Below are 16,645 nucleotides of genomic sequence, written 5' to 3' on the forward strand. Positions count from 1 at the left end.
TGCGGGCGCGCACGGGGCAACCGCGACGGGTGCCGCCCCGGCCGATCTCACGCGAGGGCGGGACGGCGGGCCCCGGCGCGGCCTCCATCGTTGCCCACCGGGGGCCGGGGGACCCCACCGAAAGAGAAGCACTATTTTCCCCCGTATGTCCTCCACGCCGCCATCCAGGCCCGCAGCAGGTAGTTGATGAGGGTGTACCGCGTCACGTGCGCCTCCCGGCAGCACTGGCGCAGCTGCGTGTCCAGGTCCAGGGGAAAGCGGGTGGATTCCGTGCGCATATGCTCCGCGTCCCACTCGTTTTGCGCGTACCACCGCCGCCGCTCCTTCGGTCCCGCCTTCCCGGCCTCCACGGCCACCTGGTACGCAAGGTCCGACCATCTCAGGTCCATATTTTTCCTCCTTTTAATCGAACAGATGTTCCTTCCGTACTATCTATCTACCATACATCTTGTGGTTTGCACTGTCAATGTATCAAGTATCTTGTAATTCCTGCCGGTTTTCCGCCGGTTTTTCCACAAAGCGCCGGTTTTGCCCGTGTGCGGGCCCCCGCCGCCTGACGGGGCCATTACGGCGGCCCCACCAGGCGCTCCTGCTCCGCCGCCCAGGGATTCCAGAGCACCCCCTCTTCCGCGTACAGGTCCGCCAGGTACTCCACGCACGCCTGGGCCACGTCCGCCGGCTGAATGTCCTCGTACCCCGGCAGGACGGTCCCATGGGCAGCGGCGTGGCACTTCCAGCAGAGGGTAATGAGGTTGTGCGGGTAGCTTGTCCCGCCCTGGGAGCGGCGGACAACGTGGTGGACCTGGAGGCCCCGCGTATCGTCGCACAGGGCGCACCGCCACCCGTCCCGGCGGTATACGGACCTTCTGACTTCGTTGCTGATGTTGGCGCTTAGCATAGTGACGTCCTCCTTTTCAAAGATACCTCCATGCCTTTACGGCTTGTCAAGGACGCGCAGCGCCGCCCGCAGGCGGCAGTACCTGGGCGGCCCTTCGCCGCCCTGGTGCTGTCCTTGACTGCCGTGATACCATGCGGACACAATGAAAAGGAGGGCGTCACTTCTCCCGGTAGAAGTCTGCCCCGCAAGGGGCATACCGCGTTTGGCGATCCTCTGGGGCGTGGAGGAGACCAACTATCTGAAATTCTATCTTTTCCAGGTGGTATAACGGCAAGAGGAAGCCCGCCGAGTTTCGCGGCGGGCTTCCTCTTTTACATTTATAATGGTGCGGTGGGGTCTCAGGCCTCCTGGTACAGCTCCAGGATGGCGCCGTCCTTCCAGACGAAGGCCAGGCGGTCGCCCTTCTCATTGGCGGTCATGGGCCCGCAGATGACGCTGTCGGCGTCAGCCACATACTTCTCCAGATCGTCCACCTTGTAGGCCACATGGGGGTTGCGGTGGATCTCCTCCGGGAAGGGGGTGCCCTCCTCGAACTTCAGATACTCGATCTTGTAGTCGTAGTCGTCCACATTGCTGACCCAGAACTTGGCGCCCTCATTGTAGGTCATGTTGGGCTTGCGGTTGGTGATGGGGATGCCAATGTGCATATAAGTGGCGGACATGGGAATTCCTCCTTTTTTCTCCAGCGGCGGTCAGACCTGCGCCGCCTGATTGTCAACGCGCTGTGCCAGCTCCGGCAGGCGGTCAGCCCTGGCTGTGCAGAACCTCCTGGTACACCTCGTAGGCCTGGGCGGCGGTGTAGCCCTCGTGGACCACCTTGGCGATGGCCTGGGCCATGCCGGCAGGGCACTCGGACTGGAAGATGTTCCGGCCCATGTCCACGCCCCGGGCACCGTCGGAGATGGCCCGGTACGCCATCTCCAGGGCCTCGGCCTCCGGCAGCTTCTTGCCGCCGGCGATGACGATGGGCACCGGGCAGGCGGAGACCACCTTTTCAAAGTGGTCGCAGTAGTAGGTTTTGACGAAGGAGGCGCCCAGCTCCGCCAGGATCCGGGTGGCCAGCAGGAAGTACTCCGTGGTCCGGGCCATCTCCTTGCCCACGGCGGTGACGCCCAGCACCGGGATCCCGTAGCGCTCCCCGGCGTCCACGGCCCGGCAGAGAGTCTCCAGAGACTGGGCCTCGCCCGCTCCGCCGATGAAGCACTGCATGGCCACGGCGGCGGCATTCATGCGGATGGCGGCCTCCATGTCGGCGCCGATGCCATTGCCGGTGCTCATGTCGTCGATGAGGACACTGGCGTCGTGGGTGGCCCGGAGGCAGATGGCGTTGTGCACCGTGGGGGGGATGCAGGCGCGGATGGCGCCCCGGGTGCCCATCAGCACGTCGGTATACTGGCAGAGGGGGGCGATGGTCACGTCGATCCGCTCCAGCCCGGCGGTGGAGCCCATGATGTAGCCGTGGTCAAAGGCCAGCATGACGGTGTTGCCGCTCTTGGGATTGAACAGCCGGGACAGGCGGTTTTTGGCTCCCCAGTCCCCGTGGCCCAGACCCTTGGCAAAGAACCCCTGTTCCGGGGCCGGCACGTCCAGATGGTAGTCGTGGGCGGCCTTGTTTCCGATTGCGTCCGCCATGGCTCACTCCTTGCTGTACGCCGGGGTGTGGCAGGGGGTATTCCACAGCCGCAGGGTCTCGTCGTCCCACTTGGCAATGTTCATCTGGAAGCCGGCGGCCTCCTGAACGGTGAGGATCTCGCCCACCATGCTGGCGACGACCTCCACACCCTTGGCCTTGAGGAACTCCACGGTGTCCTTGAACAGCACCAGCATCTCCATCATGGTGGTGGCGCCGCAGCCGTTGATCATGACGAAGGCCTTGTTGCCGCTCTTGAGGTCCAGATTTTTGCACAGGGCCTCGGCCACGGTGGCCACGGTCTCCTTGGCGGACATCATGGGCACCCGGACGCCGCCGCCCTCGCCGTGCTGGCCGGCGCCGATCTCCATGAGGTCGGTCTCGCCCAGGTCGCCGAAGGACATGCCGTTCTGGGGATGGGTGGCGTCGGTGGACTTGACGGTGATGGAGGCCATGTTATCGGCATAGTGCTGGGCGATCTCGGCCACCTCGTCCAGGCTCTTGCCCTCCCGGGCGGCAGCCGCGGCGATGTGGTACAGGGCCACGGCGCCGGCCAGCCCCCGCTTGTTGTCCTCGCCGTTGGGGTCGAACTGGATCTCCTCGCCGGTGACCACCTGCCGGACGTTGAGGCCCGCCTTCTTGGCCAGCTTCATGGCCTGCTTGCCGGCCAGCTGGTCGCCGGCGTAGTTCAGCGTCAGCAGCAGCACGCCGTGGCCCTTGTCCGCCAGCTTCATGGCGTCGAACACCAGCTGGCCGTTGGGAGCGGCGAAGATGTCGCCCACCGCCTGGACGTCCAGCATGCCGCGGCCCACGAAGCCCGCCTGGGCGGGCTCATGGCCGGAGCCGCCGTAGGTGACGATGGTCACCCGGTCCGCCGTCTCCAGGTCCTTGCTGATGACCAGGTGGCCGTCCACGTCCACGATGTCGGGATAGGCCAGGCCCAGGCCCACCAGTTCCTCGTCGGTGATGGTCTCGGGGGCGTTGATGAACTTCTTCATTTTCATAGTAAACATCTCCCATTCCACAGATATCGTCTTGTACTCAGGCCTGCGCCAGGCCCCGGAAGAAATACGCCATGGAGGTAGCGCCGGCGTCCGCCGTGCCGATGGTCTTTTCGCCGTAGCTCTTGGCCCGGCCGAACTTGGACACAAAGCCCTTGGTGGCCTCGGCCCCTGCTTCCGCAGCCGCGGCCGCCGCAGAGAACAGCTCCTGCTCATTCTCCCCGGCATAGGCCGCGATGGCCTCGCTGGCGGGGATCAGGGCGTCCATCATGGTCTTGTCTCCCACCTTGGCGCCGGACATATCATCGATTTCCGCGAAGGCGTTGGCGAACATGGCCCGCAGGCCCGCCGCATCGACCTCCTCCCCCTCGGGGGCGGCCTCCTGCATCCCGTCCAGCCAGGTGTTCCACAGCGGCACGGCGCTGCCGCCGTTGAGGGTCATGACGGCCATGGCCGCGTCGTCCAGCATGGACTGGATGCCGCCGTCCGCGGCCTCCACCGCGGCGGAAATGGCCCCGGCGATCTTGGTCATGGTCAGCCCGTGGTCGGCGTCGCCGAACTTGGAGTCGATCTCCGTCAGCTCCTGCTCCGCGGCCATCACCGCCCCGCAGGCGTGCTGCAAACGCGCCGCCAGCTGATCTTTCGTCATTACTTGTCACCTCCTCCCCATCCGAAATGTTACATTTGTGCATTTAACGTAACACCGGCAGTTACAGAAGTCAATATCTCCTGACGCTTTTCTCCGTATCCCATAGAGCGCGGCGGATCACCTTGGTCAAAATGTGCAAACAAAACTCCCGGACGCTGCCGCGTCCGGGAGCTTTCGTGCCGGTCACTGTCCGAAGAGGGTCTGGGCCAGGGCGGCCCGGGCCACGATGTGGGTGAAGGCCCCGGTGCGGAGGGCACCCCGCAGAGCTCTGGCACTGGTGTTGGCGGAGCAGACCCCCACGATGTTGGGGCAGCGCATCAGCGTCTCCAGGGGGACCTGGATGGCGAAGTCCTGGTCCGACTGGATAATGGTCCCTGCTTCGTTGAAGTAGTAGACCAGCATCCGCCCGCAGGCGTGCTGCTGCTGGAGGAGACTGCCGTACCGGACCAGGGAGGCGAAGTCCGGGCTGGAGGGATAGTCGCCGATGTTGACCAGAGCCGTGTCGATCTGCTCCCACTGCTGATGGATCTGGCGGTAGACCTCCGTGGAGCAGAGGACCTGCTTTTCCTCCAGACTGTCCGGCAGGGCCGGAAGGTAGAGGAAATGGGGCGCCGCGCCCAGCTGCTGGGCCATCAGGCGCACATTTTCGTTGGACTGGTAGTTGCGGGCAGGGATGCTGGCATTGCCCACCAGGGGGCAGATATCGGTGACGGAGCTGTCCGGCTGGGGGTGCTTTTCCAGCCAGGTCACCAGCTGGCCGATGAGATAGCCCCAGCCCACTCCCAGGCGGCGGGCGCCGATCTGCCGCAGCAGGTCCACAGCTCCCTGGGACAGCAGTTGGTTGGTGGCGTCCTCGTCCTCGCCGTCCTCCACCAGGACGCCGCCCCGGATGGAGCTGGTCATCCGCAGCCGGTCCAGCAGGCTGGACGCCCGGGCCCCGGGCTCGTGAATCAGGATCTCCACCACGCCCAGCTCCCTGGCCTCGCTGAGCATCCGGCTGATCAGAGGACGGGACACCCCCAGTTCCGCCGCGATGTCGCTTTGCTTCTGGTCCTCCAGATAATACCGTCGGGCCACATGAGCCAGCCGCCGCAGCTTCTCCGTTTCCGGCACCGCCGCCGCCCCCTTTCGTGTCTGTGTCTTGTTACATATGTTACTTTACCATATGACAGTTACAAATGCAACCCCCTTCTCCGCTCTCCAAACACCAAGGAGGGAGCCGGAATCCCGGCTCCCTCCTTGGCGGAAGATTGGATGAAAAGAAGTTTTTGTCTCTTGCAAGTATTACGATACCGCAGAGTTGTTAAGCAAACCAGCAGAGATTGTTTCAAAAGTTTTAAATCCCACGATTTATCTGGGGAAGTTCTTCCAGCGAGGCAAACCGATAGCCCATGTCCTCCCACTTGGCCAGCAGGTCATCCAAAATGGCGGCGTTGGTGGCGGAGGTGGAGTGCAACAGCACGATGGCCCCATCGTGGATCCGGGGCAGGAGCTTGGCGTAGGCGGCCTCCGCCGTGGGCTGGTCGTCCACGTACCAGTCCACATAGGCCAGGCTCCAGAACACCGTGGTGTATCCCAGGGCCTGGGCCTGCCGGAGATTTTCCTCGCTGTACTTTCCCTGGGGCGGGCGGTAGAACTTGGACAGCTCCTGCCCGGTAGTCTCCCGGTACAGCGCCTCCAGCGACGCCAGCTCCTCCTGGAAGGCCGCCTGGTCCGAGATGGCGGACATATCCGGGTGGTGGTAGGTGTGATTGCCCACGATGTGGCCCTCCGCCGCCATGCGTTTGACGATGTCCGGCGCCGTCTCCACCATATTGCCCACCACGAAGAAAGCCGCCGGTGCGCTGTGCTTTTTCAGCGCGTCCAGAATGGCCTCCGTATAGCCGTTCTCATAGCCGCAGTCGAAGGTCAAGTAAATCACCTTCTCACCGGTATCGCCCAGGTAATAGGCGCCGTACCGGGCCAGATCCTCTGCCGTGGCATTGCCGATGGGCGCCTGCCCCTCCGTCTGGAAGGACAATCCCCAGTCCACTGCCGAAGCGGGTACCGCGGCTCCCCCCGCTGTCTGGGCCGCCGGGCCGTCCTCCTGCACATACAGCCACACCGACCCGGCCACGAACAGGGTCAGGGCCGCCAAAACGATCATCACCTTGTCACGGGTCCGAAACATATGATGCACCTCCTGTGATCTCTGCTCACAGGATGCGCCACCGGAGCCGCGGCTATGCGGATTTTTTTCGCCCGCACGGAACGCCGCCTCGTTTTTGCCGTCTTTATCGGCAGAAGCGCCTGCTGATATCAAAGGAGGTCCGTGATGAAAAAGAAGCTGCTTGCCCTGGCCCTGTGCCTGCTGTCCCTGCTGACCGCCTGCGGCGGCCCCGCCTACTCCGCCGAAGTCCTGTCCTCCGGCGGGCGAAAGGCGCCGTCCGCAGCCGTGGACCTGCCCGGTCCCGGCGCCCTGGCCGCGACGGACTTTGCCGTGGAGCTGCTGCAACATACCGACGACGGCGGAAATGTCCTCCTGCCCCCGGTCTCCGTCCTCTCGGCCCTGGCCATGACGGCCAACGGTGCCGCCGGGGAGACGAAAACCCAGATGGAAGAAACCCTGGGCCTGCCGGTAGAGGAGCTCAACGCCTATCTCCAATCTTACGCCGGCTCCCTCCCTGAGAGCAAAGAGGCCCGCTGCTCCCTGGCCAACTCCGTCTGGTTCCGGGACGATGCCGGCCGCCTCACGATGGAGCAGGCCTTTCTGGATACCTGCGCCGGCTATTACGGCGCCGACCTGTTCCGGGCGCCCTTCGACGAGACCACCCTGGCGGACCTCAACGCCTGGGTGTCGGACCGCACCGACGGGATGATCCCCGCCATCCTGGACCGCATCCCCGACAGCGCCATGGTGTATTTGGTCAACGCCCTGGCCTTTGACGGCCAGTGGGAGAGTGTCTACCGGGAAAATCAGATCCACGAGGGCACCTTCACCGCGGAGGACGGCGCAGCGCAGCCGGTCCAAATGATGTACAGCCAGGAGTACGCCTACCTGGAAGACGGTCTGGCCACCGGCTTTCTCAAATATTACGAGGGCGGGACCTATGCCTTTGCCGCGCTGCTTCCCAATGAGGGCGTGTCCCTGGAGGACTACATCGCCTCCCTGACCGGCGAAGGACTGCGGAATACGCTCACCTCCGCCCAGTCGGAGGCCGTGGAGGCCGCCGTCCCCCAGTTCACCGCCCAGTACAGCAGTGAACTCAGCGGCGTGCTGACAGAGCTGGGCATGGCGGATGCCTTTGACGCCTCCCGGGCGGACTTCTCCGCCATGGGCAGTTCCCCCGACGGCCCCCTCTACATCAGCCGGGTGCTCCACAAGACCTTCCTGGCCCTGGATGCCCAGGGTACCCGGGCCGGCGCCGCCACGGTGGTGGAGGTCGAGTCAGGGTCCAGTGCTCCCGGCCAGATGGTATACCTGGACCGGCCCTTCCTGTATCTGCTGGTGGACTGTGAGGCGAACCTTCCCCTCTTCATCGGCGCGGTCCGGGATCTGGAAAACTGAAACGAAAAAAAGGAGCGGGGCCACTGGTCCCGCTCCTCTTTTCTCTTCATTCCTCCGGCGGCACCGCCAGTTGGAAACTCTCCCAGGTGTGCTCCGCCGCCTCCACCATAGCCCAGGTGTATCCGGCCCGCTCGCACTCCGCCCAGGTCAGATACCGCAAGTAGAACTCCACGCCCAGATGACAGGGCAGGATATCCAGGATGATCTTCCGGATCTGCCCGTACTCCGGCGGCTCCCCCGCCACCTCCGGGAAAATCACCCGCACGTTCTGTCCGCCCATCTCAATGGCCCGGGCCTTGATGCCGCACCCCCGCAGGGTGGCGTCGATGGCACCGGGCGTCAGGCTGTCGCCGTCGATCTGCAAAAGGGCGGCAATGGCGGCCCGGCGGTCCTCCGCCGTAAAGGCGGCGGGCCTGCGGGCGAAGAGGGCCTCCCGCCGGTCCAGGCCCTCCCCCTGGGCCGTGGCCGTGCAGCCCTCCCGCTCCACGTACGCCAGGGTCTCTTCTGCCGCGTCCAGGCCGTCGCCTAATGCGTACACCGCCGCCCCTCCGGCGGAGGTCTCCGACAAGTCGTAGATCCCCAGGGGCGAGAGCAGCCGGATCAGATAGTCCGCGTACATCCGCTCACACTCCCATCTCCGCCACGGTCAGCGTCCCCAGCAAGGGCAGCATCCCGCTGCCCCCGGTCACATCCGAGGCCGGGGCCGTGATGCGGTAGTTGGTCACGCCCTCCACGGCATAGATCCGGCTGCCCAGCTCCGCCCGCAGCAGCGGCTTTCCCAGCAGCTGTCCGCCGAACAGGGCCGTCACAGCCTGCTCCACCAGGGGCTTGACCGTCTCAAAGGCCGTCCCGTCAGCCGCCGCCACCTGCACCGTCACATCCACACTTTTGGCGATGGGCGCCAGCACCTCCACATCCACGGCAATCTCCCGCTTTTCCTGAAGATCTGCCTGGACCTCCTCCAGCAGTTCTCCGTCCGGCAGCCCCGCCTCCGTGGCGATATACACATCCACAGTCCCGATCCCCCGGGCCCGGCCCACTGCCTGGGCCGCCGCCACGCCCGCATGACTCATGGCGGACTGCTCATACCAGGCGGCGTTGGCTCCGTTGGGCAGACGCAGATAGCTCTCCAGCACCCGCGCGCGCAGACTCTCGTCATCCTCGGCGTCGCTTCCGCCGAAAAATGCGGCGGGGTTGGTACAACCGGTAATGCCCACGGGACAGGCGGTCAGCACCGCCACGCTGCCAGCCGGCACATTGCCGGTCTCGCCGCTCTCCACTGCCTCCGCCGGCACATCCACAAACAGGTCTCCCGCCGGCAGCACCGCGTCAGCGGTGGTCTGAAATCGAACCTCTCCCGCCGTCATGCAGACGGCCCCGGCAGTGATGGGCAGTTCCACCGCCGACGGGCTGACCACGGAAAAGCGCAGCGTCCCCACCGCCTTTGTGGCCTCCCGGCGGGAAACGCCCCGCATCTGGGCATGGCCGTCCAGATACATCCCCTGGGCCGTCTGGGGAAAGCACTGGTCCAGTACCCACCAGGCCTGGATATCCAAAGCCTGGAGCTGTGCAGCCGCGGCATAGAGCCGCACCGCCAGGTCACAGTCCTCCGCCAGAGCCGTCCCGGTCCGCCGGGCATAGGACTCCAGCAGCAGGCGATAGATCTCATCAATGGTTTTCACCCGTTTCCTCCTCTCACCGGACTTCCAGGGTCACTGACAGCGACTCCCCCTGCCAGGTCATCTCTGCGGTCAGCTCTGTCCGCCCCTCCGCCTGGCGCAGGGTCACCGTCTCCACCGTCAGTCCTGTTTCTGCCGCAAGGGCCTCCGCCACGTACTGCTCTGCGGCGGACTGCCGCCCAGCGGCGCCGACCCGGCCCAGCTGCCACAGGCGGCTGCCCAGGTCCTGCAAAAAGGGGAACTGTCCCCGCCGGGCCATCAGCCGGTACAGCACCCGCTCCAGCAGGGCTTCCCGGCCCTCCGCCCGGCGCAGTCCTCCCGCGCCGTCCGGCACATAGTCTCCGTTCCGGATCGCCAGCATAACAGTCTCCTCCTCTCAGCAATAGCAGGGCCGGTAGACCTCACCGTTGATCAGCAGCAGACCCCGGATGTCCACGATCCCGCCCTGGCGCAGATATACGCTTCCGCCGCCGGGGCCGAAGAGATACACCTCACCAGGCTGCATCCCCTCCGGGATCTGTCTCTGCCGGGCCCCGGCCACACACTGCTCCTCGCCGCCGGGGCCACCCTTGATTACCAGCACCGTCTCGCCGCTCTCCGGCAGCCACACGTATCCGCCGGGGCCGTACACCGGCAGGGCCCGGACCTCTCCCCTGGTCACCACGCCCGCGCTGCCGCCGGCAATGGTGGTCATCCCCAGGTCGGCGTCGGCGGTGGGGATCTCCGGCCTCATCTGTTTGGAAAGCCACATTCACATCCGCTCCTTCAGTGTTAAGGTCATGGTTTCGCCGTCGGCGGAGGCGCGGTTCTCCGCCTCCGCCACCCGGTACTCCCCTGCAAGACCCAGGCGGCTGAGCTCCAGCCGCACCACGTCTCCCGGAAAGGCCTGAAAGGCCCCCGGCAGGCAGATCTCGGCCGACCACTCCTCCTCCCGGGACCGGGCGATCTGATACTCCCCGGTGTAGCGCATGGCGGCCCAGGTGCTCTGTCCCGGCGTGTACACCACCCGGCGGCACTGTCCGCCCCGGTCCGCCATGTCCTGGTTGCGGACGCTGTACGACGCGTTCCGGGTCTTATCGATGACCAGCACCTCCGTCAGCACGCCGTAGTGGTCCTCCCGCACCGAGCAGGAGAGCACCGGGCTGTCCCCGCCGATCACCAGCCGCCGCCCCGAGTTCTGCTCCGGCACCGCCAGCAGCTTGCCGTCCTGCCGGAACCGGGGCGCAAAGCCCCCGTAGGTCCGGCAGAAGTCCTCCAGCACCTTCCACTGGCTGGTGCCCGCCGCCGCGGTGAACACCGAGTCGGCGGACACGTCCGCGATCTCCGCCGCGGAGATGCCGTAGGGCGTCACGTGGCACCGCACGATCTCCGCCAGGGTGGCGGCCTGGTAGGTGACGGGCCGGGTCTCGTTGTCCAGCAGCCGGGCGGCGTAGCCCCGGCCGGTGATCGTGGCCGTGAGTCCGCTCCCGGAGAGGTCCACCGTATACTCGTCCACGATGGCCCGCAGCAATATCGTCTCGCCGTCCATGGCCAGAAAGCCCGCTGCCAGGTGCAGGATCTCCGCCATGTCCGCCCGGTAGGGAAAGGTCACCGAATAGCTGTCGCAGGGCACCGACCCCGTGTAGGTCACCTGCCACTGTGTCAGAGGCGGCAGGTCAAAGGCCCTGTGGTCACAGGTGATGATCCGTCCTGTCATGGCAGCTTCACCCTGTCCCCGGGATAGATCAGGTTGGGGTTCTTGATCTGGGGATTGGCGGCGATCAGATCTGTCAGCGCCACGCCGTACCGCCCGGCGATCCCCCACAGGGTATCTCCTTTCTTCACGGTATAGACGGCGCGCTCGCCGCCGCTGCCGGAGGCAGAGGAGCCGGACGCCGCCGTCTGTTCCCCGGTCACTTCGGTCAGCCCGGCGCCGGCCACCTGGTCCTCCCAGAACTCAAAGGTATAGCGCACATAGTCCGGCAACGGCTCTTCCGCCAGCTGCAGTGACACGAAATAGGCGCTGGCCGCCGGCCAAACTGGATGCACCAGCAGTCCCGGCCCCGTCTCGTCAAACACCGCCTCCAGCTTCTGAAATTCCTCATAGGCCCCCGTTCCGGCAAAGACCCCTTCTCCCCGCAGCACCCGGCAGGTATCCCCCAGGTCCTGGAGGCAGTATCCGCCGAAGGGCACCTTGTGGAGCGCCACGCTCCTGCGCCGTTCCACGGTGTAGGTCTCCGGGTTGTAGGGCCAGGTATACTCCTTGTAGCGCATGGGCTCCAGTCGCATGGTCCCTGTTCCTCCTCTCAGTACAGGCGAAAGCCCCCGTCATAGCGGCGGGCGTCCCGCTGGAATGCCAGGGACAGTGCCGCCGGATCGGCGCTCCTCCCGCTCTCCGGCCGCCGCACCTCCGTCACCAGACGGATCTCCCCCGCCTCCGGCGGAATCTCACCGGCGGTCCGGGCCGGTGCCTCCCATGCCGCCGCAGAGCGCCGCCGGACAGCGGCGGTATCCCTTTCCGCTGCTGTGCCGGCCCATTCTCCGGCAGATGGGTCCGCCAGCGCCGTCCACAGCGCCGCAGCCTCCGGCAGGGCGCTCTCCCAAGGCAGTTCTCCGTCAGCGCCGCCAGACCGCCCCTGCCGGAGCCGCCGCACCGGAGCGGTCTCTGGGAGCGATTTCTCTCCGGCATCGCTCCGCACCTCCCACTCCTCCGCCAGGGGCTCTGTCCGCTGCCCCGTCAGCAAAATCACCAGCAGCGCCTGCTGGCGCAGCAGCTCCTCCCGGACGTAATCCACGGTCTCACCCCTCTCTCAGGGCCCGGAACCGCTCCGGGTCAAAGGCCGGGTTTTCCGCATCCGGCGCCCGGGCGGGCTCCTCCTCCATGAGCCGCCGCAGCAGCGCCTCCATCTGCCGCCCGGTCAGGGCCGCCAGCACCTGCTCCGCGCTTGCAAAGGCCCGCTCCTCGCCCCGCCAGCAGCACTCCGCCAGCACCTGCGCGTTGCACAGGAGACACCGTTCCAGCGGCTCCTCCGTCTGCTCCCGGGTGTCCCGCCAGATGGCCAGCAGCCGCGCCGCCGGCATGGGCCGCAGGCGGTCGATCTCCTCCGGCCGCGTCATGCGCCGGTCTCGATGCGCTTGGCGGCCACCACCGTCACCCGCTCGGCCACCATGGCGTTGAGCTGGCCCTCCTCCTGGATGGCGCTCCACTGGCATCCGCTGTAAATGATCTTCCGGTCCGGCTTGCAGATCACCAGGGAGAAGTCCTGGAGATCGTAGAAATTGATGCCGTCGGACACGGCCTCCTCGGTGGCGTACAGCCGGGTCAGCTCCAGGGTGTACTTGCGCTGGCCCTCGATGGTGGCCACCGGCTCACTCTCGCCGAAGGCCTCCACGCTCTGGCTGGACTTGCTGGCCTTGGCGGTGTAGCTCTGCACCACCGCGATCTTCCGCCCGTCCAGCTCCAGATAGATGTCCGAACTGGTGGGGAATCCCTTTGTATCCATGCTCCGCTCCTTTCTCTTCGGGCCGGGCCGGAGGTCATCCGGCCCGGCCCCCGGTCCGTCAGATGGTGATGTGGACCGTCAGATAGATCTGATTGAGGCCGTGGGCCACCGCAAAGGTGAACTCCACCAGACACACGGACGGATCGTCCGCGGAGGCGCTGACCGTCACCTCACCGTAGCTGTCGATGATCTCCGCCGCCAGCTTCTTCTCCAGCTCCACCACGGTCTGGGACCGGATGGCGCTGCGGGTCTGGGCAGTGTTCTTGGTGCGGGAGAACTTGCTGCGCAGGCTCTGCCGTACCGCCGGGATCACATCGTCCACGATCAGAATGGTGGTCAGCTCCCGCCAGGTGGTGTCCGCCGCGCCGCCGGTGGTGGTGCGGGTGGTGATGCCCCGCACCGGGGACACGACTCCCGCCGCGCACTCCAGGGGCGTCACGCCGCCCCGGACCAGCAGGTCGATGTCATTGTCGCTGTAATCCTCGCAGACCCCGCCGAGGCCCGCGATCTCCGCCCCGTTCAGCGGCACCGCCGGGTCCCGCCCACAGGCCACCACACCGGCCAGGGCCCCGGCGGAAAACACGCCCGGCAGCTGCTCACCGGTGCTGCTGAGGGCATCGGGCCCCACCAGCACCATCCGCTCGCTGTTGAGGGCCGCGGCCCGCTCCACCAGTTCCGCAGCCGTGTCGCCGTTGCCGCCCACCAGGGCGATCCGTTCCCGGCGTGTGGAGGACGCCTCCTCCACCGCAGTCCGCAGGGCCTGCTGCACCTCCAGCTCGGCGCTGTCGCATACCAGGATCTGGGCCTCCTCCCGGCCCAGCGCCTGGAAGGCCGCCTCGTAGTCCGCCGTGCCTGCGGCGTCGTCCACCCGGACCGCCAGCACCGTAGCCGCACCGTTGGCAAACAGCAGCCGCAGCAGGGTACTCATGCCGGGGCTCTGCGCCGCGTCCTCACCAAAGACCGCCACACCGGCGGTGTAGCCGGTGACGGTCACGACCTTGCCCACGTCGCCCCTGACAGCTCTGGCCGCCACGCCCACGGTCCGCACGGCTCTTCCTCCGCTGACCACAGCGGAGGCGTCATAGCTGGAATACACTCCTGGCCGCTCATGAATGATCTCGCTCAAGTGGTCAAAACCCCTTTCAAAACAAAGTCCAGGAAGGTCTGGCCCTCCTCTTCCGCCCGGGCCGTGAACAGCGCCCTGCACCGCAGGCGTCCCCGCCGCAGGAACAGCTCTGTCTCCCGCTCCCACTGCAAAGCCTCCCAGCTCAGCTCCTCCGGCCGCACGCCGGCGGGAAGGCCGCCCAGCAGCACGTCTGCCGCCGCCTCACAGCCGCTCTGGCAGTCCGCAGCCCGGCCTGCCCGGATCTCCACGGTGATCTCCGCCTCCAGCTGTTTGCCGTAGACCTCGCTGGCTGATCCGTCCTCGTTTCTCACCTGGCCCAGGTAATTGCAAAAGCCCAGCGCCGCTCCCTGGGCGGTGCCCACATCCACGGCGGCCACCGCCGCCTCGTACCGCCGGGCCTCCTCTGCCGGAAACGCCGCAAAAGCCGGCAGTCCCGCCGCCGTCAGGGCGCCGATCACCGCGTCCCGCACCTGTGTCAGCTCTCTCATACCGCCGCCTCCCGTTCCTTCTCCAGCGCCGCCCAGTAGTGGGACAGCGCCTCGCCGATGTAATAGGGCCGGCAGCTGCGCACCCGGAAAGCCATCTCCTTCCATGTCAAAACGTCCCCGATCTCCAGGGCCGTCTGTCCCAGGTACAGCCACTGCCGTCCGTCGATCCATCCCAGGGCCGTGGCGGTGTCCGGCGCCCGCTCTCCCCGCTCCGTCACCGGCTGCAAAAAGGCCCGGATCACGGTCTCCGTTTCTCCTCGGCGCAGAGTGATTGGCTGACCGTACCGGTCCAGCACCTGCCGCACCCAGTCCGTCATCATCCCCGCACCCTCCTGAATACCACATCCGCCGGCACGGCGTAAGGCGCCATCAGCCGCTCCGCCGTCTGCCGCAGGGCCTCCGCCAAAGCGGCGCCGTCGGCGCCGTTCCGGCTCTCCACCGAGACATCCCCAGCCTTGAAGGACGCCACGGCGCTGCCGCTCCGCCCGGCCGCCAGATCCGCCGCGGCGGTGAAAGCCGCCGCGCAGAAAAAGGCGGTGCCGCAGTCTTCCGGGTTCCTGTCCTCCGGCAGCCGCCGCTGCCATGCCGCCTCCGCCGCCTGGCAAAGGGCGTCCAGCAGAGCCGTCTCCGCCTCGCCGGCGCCGGATATGGTCCGGGCCAGCTCCAGGATCGTCTCATGCACGTCTCATCGCCGCCTTTCTCGTCTCTCCGGCGGGGCCCTGCGGCCCCGCCATTTCCCGTTTCTCCCCTCAGACCGTCAGTACCTTGCTGGCGCCGTCAAAGAGCTTTGCAAAGCCGGAGATGGAGGTAATGGCCGCCCGCTCCAACTGACGGTCGATGAGCTTGTCGTACTCCACCGTCACCTCGCTGCCGCAGATCTGCTCCAGGGCGTAGTTCTTGTCCAGGCCGATCAGGGTCCCGGCAGGGCAGGCGGTGGTCCGCAGGAGCTTGGCGCCCAGAGGCGTGGTCAGCGTACCGGTGCCCTGGAAGTTCAGCCCCGTCAGGGGGTTCTGGAACTCGCTCAGCTTCAGCATGGCCAGCATCACATCCCCGGACACCAGCATGGTGTTCATGGTGTAGGGGTCGAACTGGCTCCAGAAGTCCAGCAGGCCCTCGTAGCTCAGGGAGCCGGAGCTGCCGGAGATGGTGCCATCCCCCACTTCAAAAACCGGAGCCGCGTTGTCATTGCCGTCGCCCTTCATAATGACGTCCACAGCGTCCTGAACGTGCATCCGTCCGATGTAAGCGCCGATCTGGCGCAGGGTCACGGAGAACAGGTCCAGCCGCTGGAACCGGATGGCCTCATAGGAGGCCACCAGCATTCTCCCCCGCTTGTGCAGGCGCACCAGATTCTCCTGGGTGCGGACGCTGGTCTCCGGGATCTGGGCGCCCTCTTCCACCCGCTTGAGCTCCTTCTCGCTCTCCGTAGGCACGGAGGCGATGGAGCGGTAGTCCATGCCGTCAAAGCGGGTGACGGTGGCGGTGATAGCGGGCAGGATGCTCTCCTCCTCCAGGCCCTGGCGCACCACCCGGGACACAAACTCCGGGAACAGCACGGAGGAATCCGTGGTGTGGAAAAACTTCTCCACACAGTCGGACCCGGCGCCCTTCACCCGGATGTCGAAGCGCTTGAGCTGGCGCTGGAAGGCGTCCAGGCCCTCCAGGGCCGTGCCCCGGTACTGCTCGCTGGGATCCAGCTCCTCCAGAGTCTGAGAGAAGGTGCGGCCGCTGCGGCCGTACATGCCCTTCTCCAGGCGGATGTTCTCATAGTGATAAGCCATGTTTCCCTCTCCTCCTTACAGTGCGAACGTCACAGTCTTGGCGGACGTGTCCACATCCACCACCAAAAATTCCCTGCCGGTCTCAGACGGCTTCACGCCGCCGGTGCCGTCTGCGGCCAACCCGGTCCAGCCCAAAGCCGGCGCTTCCCCGGTATATCCGGCGGTGACCATGCCGCCCAGGGCCACGGAGCAGGCGTCGCCGCCCCGGCTCACCGACAGCACCATGCCGCAGAAGTCGTCCCCGTCTCCGCAGGCGGCCACAGCGCCGCTTCCGCTGATCTTCACCAATTCGCCCTCCGCCGCTTCCGTGCAGGCGAAGGTAGCGGCCCACTGGCCGATTCCCTCATAAGAAAGTTTCATCTGC

The 16,645-nt window shown here is 66.3% G+C and carries 24 protein-coding genes; 1 reads left to right on the plus strand and 23 read right to left on the minus strand.

Annotated features, from left to right (window positions below; translation table 11 throughout):
• Positions 1-131: 131 nt before the first annotated feature.
• From ACVDHE_RS02240 to ACVDHE_RS02275, 8 genes are all read right to left on the minus strand, one after another.
• On the minus strand, positions 132-389 hold the full coding sequence (locus ACVDHE_RS02240; RefSeq protein WP_458885459.1) for a hypothetical protein: 258 nt from the start codon (positions 387-389) through the stop codon (positions 132-134).
• A gap of 176 nt (positions 390-565) precedes the next feature.
• Positions 566-898 carry an HNH endonuclease gene (locus tag ACVDHE_RS02245; protein WP_325225787.1) on the minus strand — a complete coding sequence of 111 codons (333 nt, stop codon included), beginning with the start codon at positions 896-898 and terminating at the stop codon, positions 566-568.
• A 338-nt stretch (positions 899-1,236) separates the two neighbouring features.
• Positions 1,237-1,560: a VOC family protein gene (locus ACVDHE_RS02250; RefSeq protein WP_213039412.1), complete on the minus strand. Its 324-nt coding sequence runs from the start codon at positions 1,558-1,560 to the stop codon at positions 1,237-1,239.
• Between the two features lie 82 nt (positions 1,561-1,642).
• A complete protein-coding gene (gene lsrF / locus ACVDHE_RS02255) occupies positions 1,643-2,530 on the minus strand; it encodes a 3-hydroxy-5-phosphonooxypentane-2,4-dione thiolase (protein WP_325225791.1) in 888 nt (295 codons plus the stop codon).
• Between the two features lie 3 nt (positions 2,531-2,533).
• Positions 2,534-3,532 carry a dihydroxyacetone kinase subunit DhaK gene (locus ACVDHE_RS02260; protein ID WP_213039414.1) on the minus strand — a complete coding sequence of 333 codons (999 nt, stop codon included), beginning with the start codon at positions 3,530-3,532 and terminating at the stop codon, positions 2,534-2,536.
• A 37-nt stretch (positions 3,533-3,569) separates the two neighbouring features.
• Entirely contained in the window at positions 3,570-4,178 is a 609-nt protein-coding gene (locus ACVDHE_RS02265; protein ID WP_458885460.1) for a DAK2 domain-containing protein, read from the minus strand.
• A 183-nt stretch (positions 4,179-4,361) separates the two neighbouring features.
• Complete coding sequence (locus tag ACVDHE_RS02270) at positions 4,362-5,291, minus strand: sugar-binding transcriptional regulator (RefSeq protein WP_418725693.1); 930 nt, start codon at positions 5,289-5,291, stop codon at positions 4,362-4,364.
• Positions 5,292-5,514: 223 nt separating this feature from the next.
• Positions 5,515-6,348: a polysaccharide deacetylase family protein gene (locus tag ACVDHE_RS02275; protein WP_458885461.1), complete on the minus strand. Its 834-nt coding sequence runs from the start codon at positions 6,346-6,348 to the stop codon at positions 5,515-5,517.
• Positions 6,349-6,492: 144 nt separating this feature from the next.
• On the opposite strand from ACVDHE_RS02275, the gene ACVDHE_RS02280 reads away from it, so the two are divergent.
• Positions 6,493-7,725, plus strand: coding sequence for a serpin family protein (locus ACVDHE_RS02280; protein WP_458885462.1), 1,233 nt, complete (start codon positions 6,493-6,495; stop codon positions 7,723-7,725).
• A gap of 46 nt (positions 7,726-7,771) precedes the next feature.
• On the opposite strand, the gene ACVDHE_RS02285 is transcribed toward ACVDHE_RS02280, so the two are convergent.
• From ACVDHE_RS02285 to ACVDHE_RS02355, 15 genes are all read right to left on the minus strand, one after another.
• A complete protein-coding gene (locus ACVDHE_RS02285) occupies positions 7,772-8,344 on the minus strand; it encodes a hypothetical protein (RefSeq protein WP_458885463.1) in 573 nt (190 codons plus the stop codon).
• Positions 8,345-8,348: 4 nt separating this feature from the next.
• Entirely contained in the window at positions 8,349-9,407 is a 1,059-nt protein-coding gene (locus tag ACVDHE_RS02290; RefSeq protein ID WP_458885464.1) for a baseplate J/gp47 family protein, read from the minus strand.
• Positions 9,408-9,420: 13 nt separating this feature from the next.
• Positions 9,421-9,765: a hypothetical protein gene (locus tag ACVDHE_RS02295; RefSeq protein WP_418725898.1), complete on the minus strand. Its 345-nt coding sequence runs from the start codon at positions 9,763-9,765 to the stop codon at positions 9,421-9,423.
• 15 nt (positions 9,766-9,780) lie between these two features.
• On the minus strand, positions 9,781-10,155 hold the full coding sequence (locus ACVDHE_RS02300) for a hypothetical protein (RefSeq protein ID WP_325225808.1): 375 nt from the start codon (positions 10,153-10,155) through the stop codon (positions 9,781-9,783).
• On the minus strand, positions 10,156-11,100 hold the full coding sequence (locus tag ACVDHE_RS02305; RefSeq protein ID WP_458885465.1) for a hypothetical protein: 945 nt from the start codon (positions 11,098-11,100) through the stop codon (positions 10,156-10,158).
• The gene (gene safA, locus ACVDHE_RS02310; RefSeq protein WP_458885466.1) at positions 11,097-11,672 is read right to left on the minus strand and encodes a SafA/ExsA family spore coat assembly protein; all 576 of its coding nucleotides are present in this window, start codon (positions 11,670-11,672) and stop codon (positions 11,097-11,099) included. The genes ACVDHE_RS02305 and safA overlap by 4 nt, the downstream gene beginning before the upstream one ends.
• A 17-nt stretch (positions 11,673-11,689) precedes the next feature.
• Positions 11,690-12,178: a hypothetical protein gene (locus tag ACVDHE_RS02315; RefSeq protein WP_458885467.1), complete on the minus strand. Its 489-nt coding sequence runs from the start codon at positions 12,176-12,178 to the stop codon at positions 11,690-11,692.
• A gap of 4 nt (positions 12,179-12,182) precedes the next feature.
• Positions 12,183-12,500 (minus strand): hypothetical protein, encoded by a 318-nt coding sequence (locus ACVDHE_RS02320; RefSeq protein ID WP_458885468.1) that lies wholly within the window; start codon positions 12,498-12,500, stop codon positions 12,183-12,185.
• Positions 12,497-12,886, minus strand: coding sequence for a hypothetical protein (locus ACVDHE_RS02325; protein ID WP_213039426.1), 390 nt, complete (start codon positions 12,884-12,886; stop codon positions 12,497-12,499). The genes ACVDHE_RS02320 and ACVDHE_RS02325 overlap by 4 nt, the downstream gene beginning before the upstream one ends.
• Before the next feature lie 58 nt (positions 12,887-12,944).
• Positions 12,945-14,012, minus strand: coding sequence for a phage tail sheath C-terminal domain-containing protein (locus tag ACVDHE_RS02330; RefSeq protein ID WP_458885469.1), 1,068 nt, complete (start codon positions 14,010-14,012; stop codon positions 12,945-12,947).
• Entirely contained in the window at positions 14,009-14,500 is a 492-nt protein-coding gene (locus tag ACVDHE_RS02335; RefSeq protein ID WP_213039428.1) for a hypothetical protein, read from the minus strand. The genes ACVDHE_RS02330 and ACVDHE_RS02335 overlap by 4 nt, the downstream gene beginning before the upstream one ends.
• A complete protein-coding gene (locus tag ACVDHE_RS02340; protein WP_213039429.1) occupies positions 14,497-14,820 on the minus strand; it encodes a hypothetical protein in 324 nt (107 codons plus the stop codon). Before ACVDHE_RS02340 ends, ACVDHE_RS02335 begins: the two co-directional genes overlap by 4 nt.
• A complete protein-coding gene (locus tag ACVDHE_RS02345) occupies positions 14,817-15,182 on the minus strand; it encodes a hypothetical protein (RefSeq protein WP_325225820.1) in 366 nt (121 codons plus the stop codon). The genes ACVDHE_RS02340 and ACVDHE_RS02345 overlap by 4 nt, the downstream gene beginning before the upstream one ends.
• 67 nt (positions 15,183-15,249) lie before the next feature.
• On the minus strand, positions 15,250-16,281 hold the full coding sequence (locus ACVDHE_RS02350) for a phage major capsid protein (RefSeq protein ID WP_213039431.1): 1,032 nt from the start codon (positions 16,279-16,281) through the stop codon (positions 15,250-15,252).
• A gap of 15 nt (positions 16,282-16,296) precedes the next feature.
• Entirely contained in the window at positions 16,297-16,641 is a 345-nt protein-coding gene (locus ACVDHE_RS02355; protein ID WP_213039432.1) for a hypothetical protein, read from the minus strand.
• Positions 16,642-16,645 lie beyond the last annotated feature (4 nt).

The sequence above is a fragment of the Dysosmobacter sp. Phy genome (assembly GCF_054476235.1).

Coding starts and splice junctions, on each gene's coding strand:
- ACVDHE_RS02240 (WP_458885459.1), bottom strand. CDS start 389: ATGGACCTGAGATGGTCGGACCTTGCGTACCAGGTGGCCGTGGAGGCC.
- ACVDHE_RS02245 (WP_325225787.1), bottom strand. CDS start 898: ATGCTAAGCGCCAACATCAGCAACGAAGTCAGAAGGTCCGTATACCGC.
- ACVDHE_RS02250 (WP_213039412.1), bottom strand. CDS start 1,560: ATGTCCGCCACTTATATGCACATTGGCATCCCCATCACCAACCGCAAG.
- lsrF (WP_325225791.1), bottom strand. CDS start 2,530: ATGGCGGACGCAATCGGAAACAAGGCCGCCCACGACTACCATCTGGAC.
- ACVDHE_RS02260 (WP_213039414.1), bottom strand. CDS start 3,532: ATGAAAATGAAGAAGTTCATCAACGCCCCCGAGACCATCACCGACGAG.
- ACVDHE_RS02265 (WP_458885460.1), bottom strand. CDS start 4,178: ATGACGAAAGATCAGCTGGCGGCGCGTTTGCAGCACGCCTGCGGGGCG.
- ACVDHE_RS02275 (WP_458885461.1), bottom strand. CDS start 6,348: ATGTTTCGGACCCGTGACAAGGTGATGATCGTTTTGGCGGCCCTGACC.
- ACVDHE_RS02280 (WP_458885462.1), top strand. CDS start 6,493: ATGAAAAAGAAGCTGCTTGCCCTGGCCCTGTGCCTGCTGTCCCTGCTG.
- ACVDHE_RS02285 (WP_458885463.1), bottom strand. CDS start 8,344: ATGTACGCGGACTATCTGATCCGGCTGCTCTCGCCCCTGGGGATCTAC.
- ACVDHE_RS02295 (WP_418725898.1), bottom strand. CDS start 9,765: ATGCTGGCGATCCGGAACGGAGACTATGTGCCGGACGGCGCGGGAGGA.
- ACVDHE_RS02300 (WP_325225808.1), bottom strand. CDS start 10,155: ATGTGGCTTTCCAAACAGATGAGGCCGGAGATCCCCACCGCCGACGCC.
- ACVDHE_RS02305 (WP_458885465.1), bottom strand. CDS start 11,100: ATGACAGGACGGATCATCACCTGTGACCACAGGGCCTTTGACCTGCCG.
- safA (WP_458885466.1), bottom strand. CDS start 11,672: ATGCGACTGGAGCCCATGCGCTACAAGGAGTATACCTGGCCCTACAAC.
- ACVDHE_RS02320 (WP_458885468.1), bottom strand. CDS start 12,500: ATGACGCGGCCGGAGGAGATCGACCGCCTGCGGCCCATGCCGGCGGCG.
- ACVDHE_RS02325 (WP_213039426.1), bottom strand. CDS start 12,886: ATGGATACAAAGGGATTCCCCACCAGTTCGGACATCTATCTGGAGCTG.
- ACVDHE_RS02335 (WP_213039428.1), bottom strand. CDS start 14,500: ATGAGAGAGCTGACACAGGTGCGGGACGCGGTGATCGGCGCCCTGACG.
- ACVDHE_RS02340 (WP_213039429.1), bottom strand. CDS start 14,820: ATGATGACGGACTGGGTGCGGCAGGTGCTGGACCGGTACGGTCAGCCA.
- ACVDHE_RS02350 (WP_213039431.1), bottom strand. CDS start 16,281: ATGGCTTATCACTATGAGAACATCCGCCTGGAGAAGGGCATGTACGGC.
- ACVDHE_RS02355 (WP_213039432.1), bottom strand. CDS start 16,641: ATGAAACTTTCTTATGAGGGAATCGGCCAGTGGGCCGCTACCTTCGCC.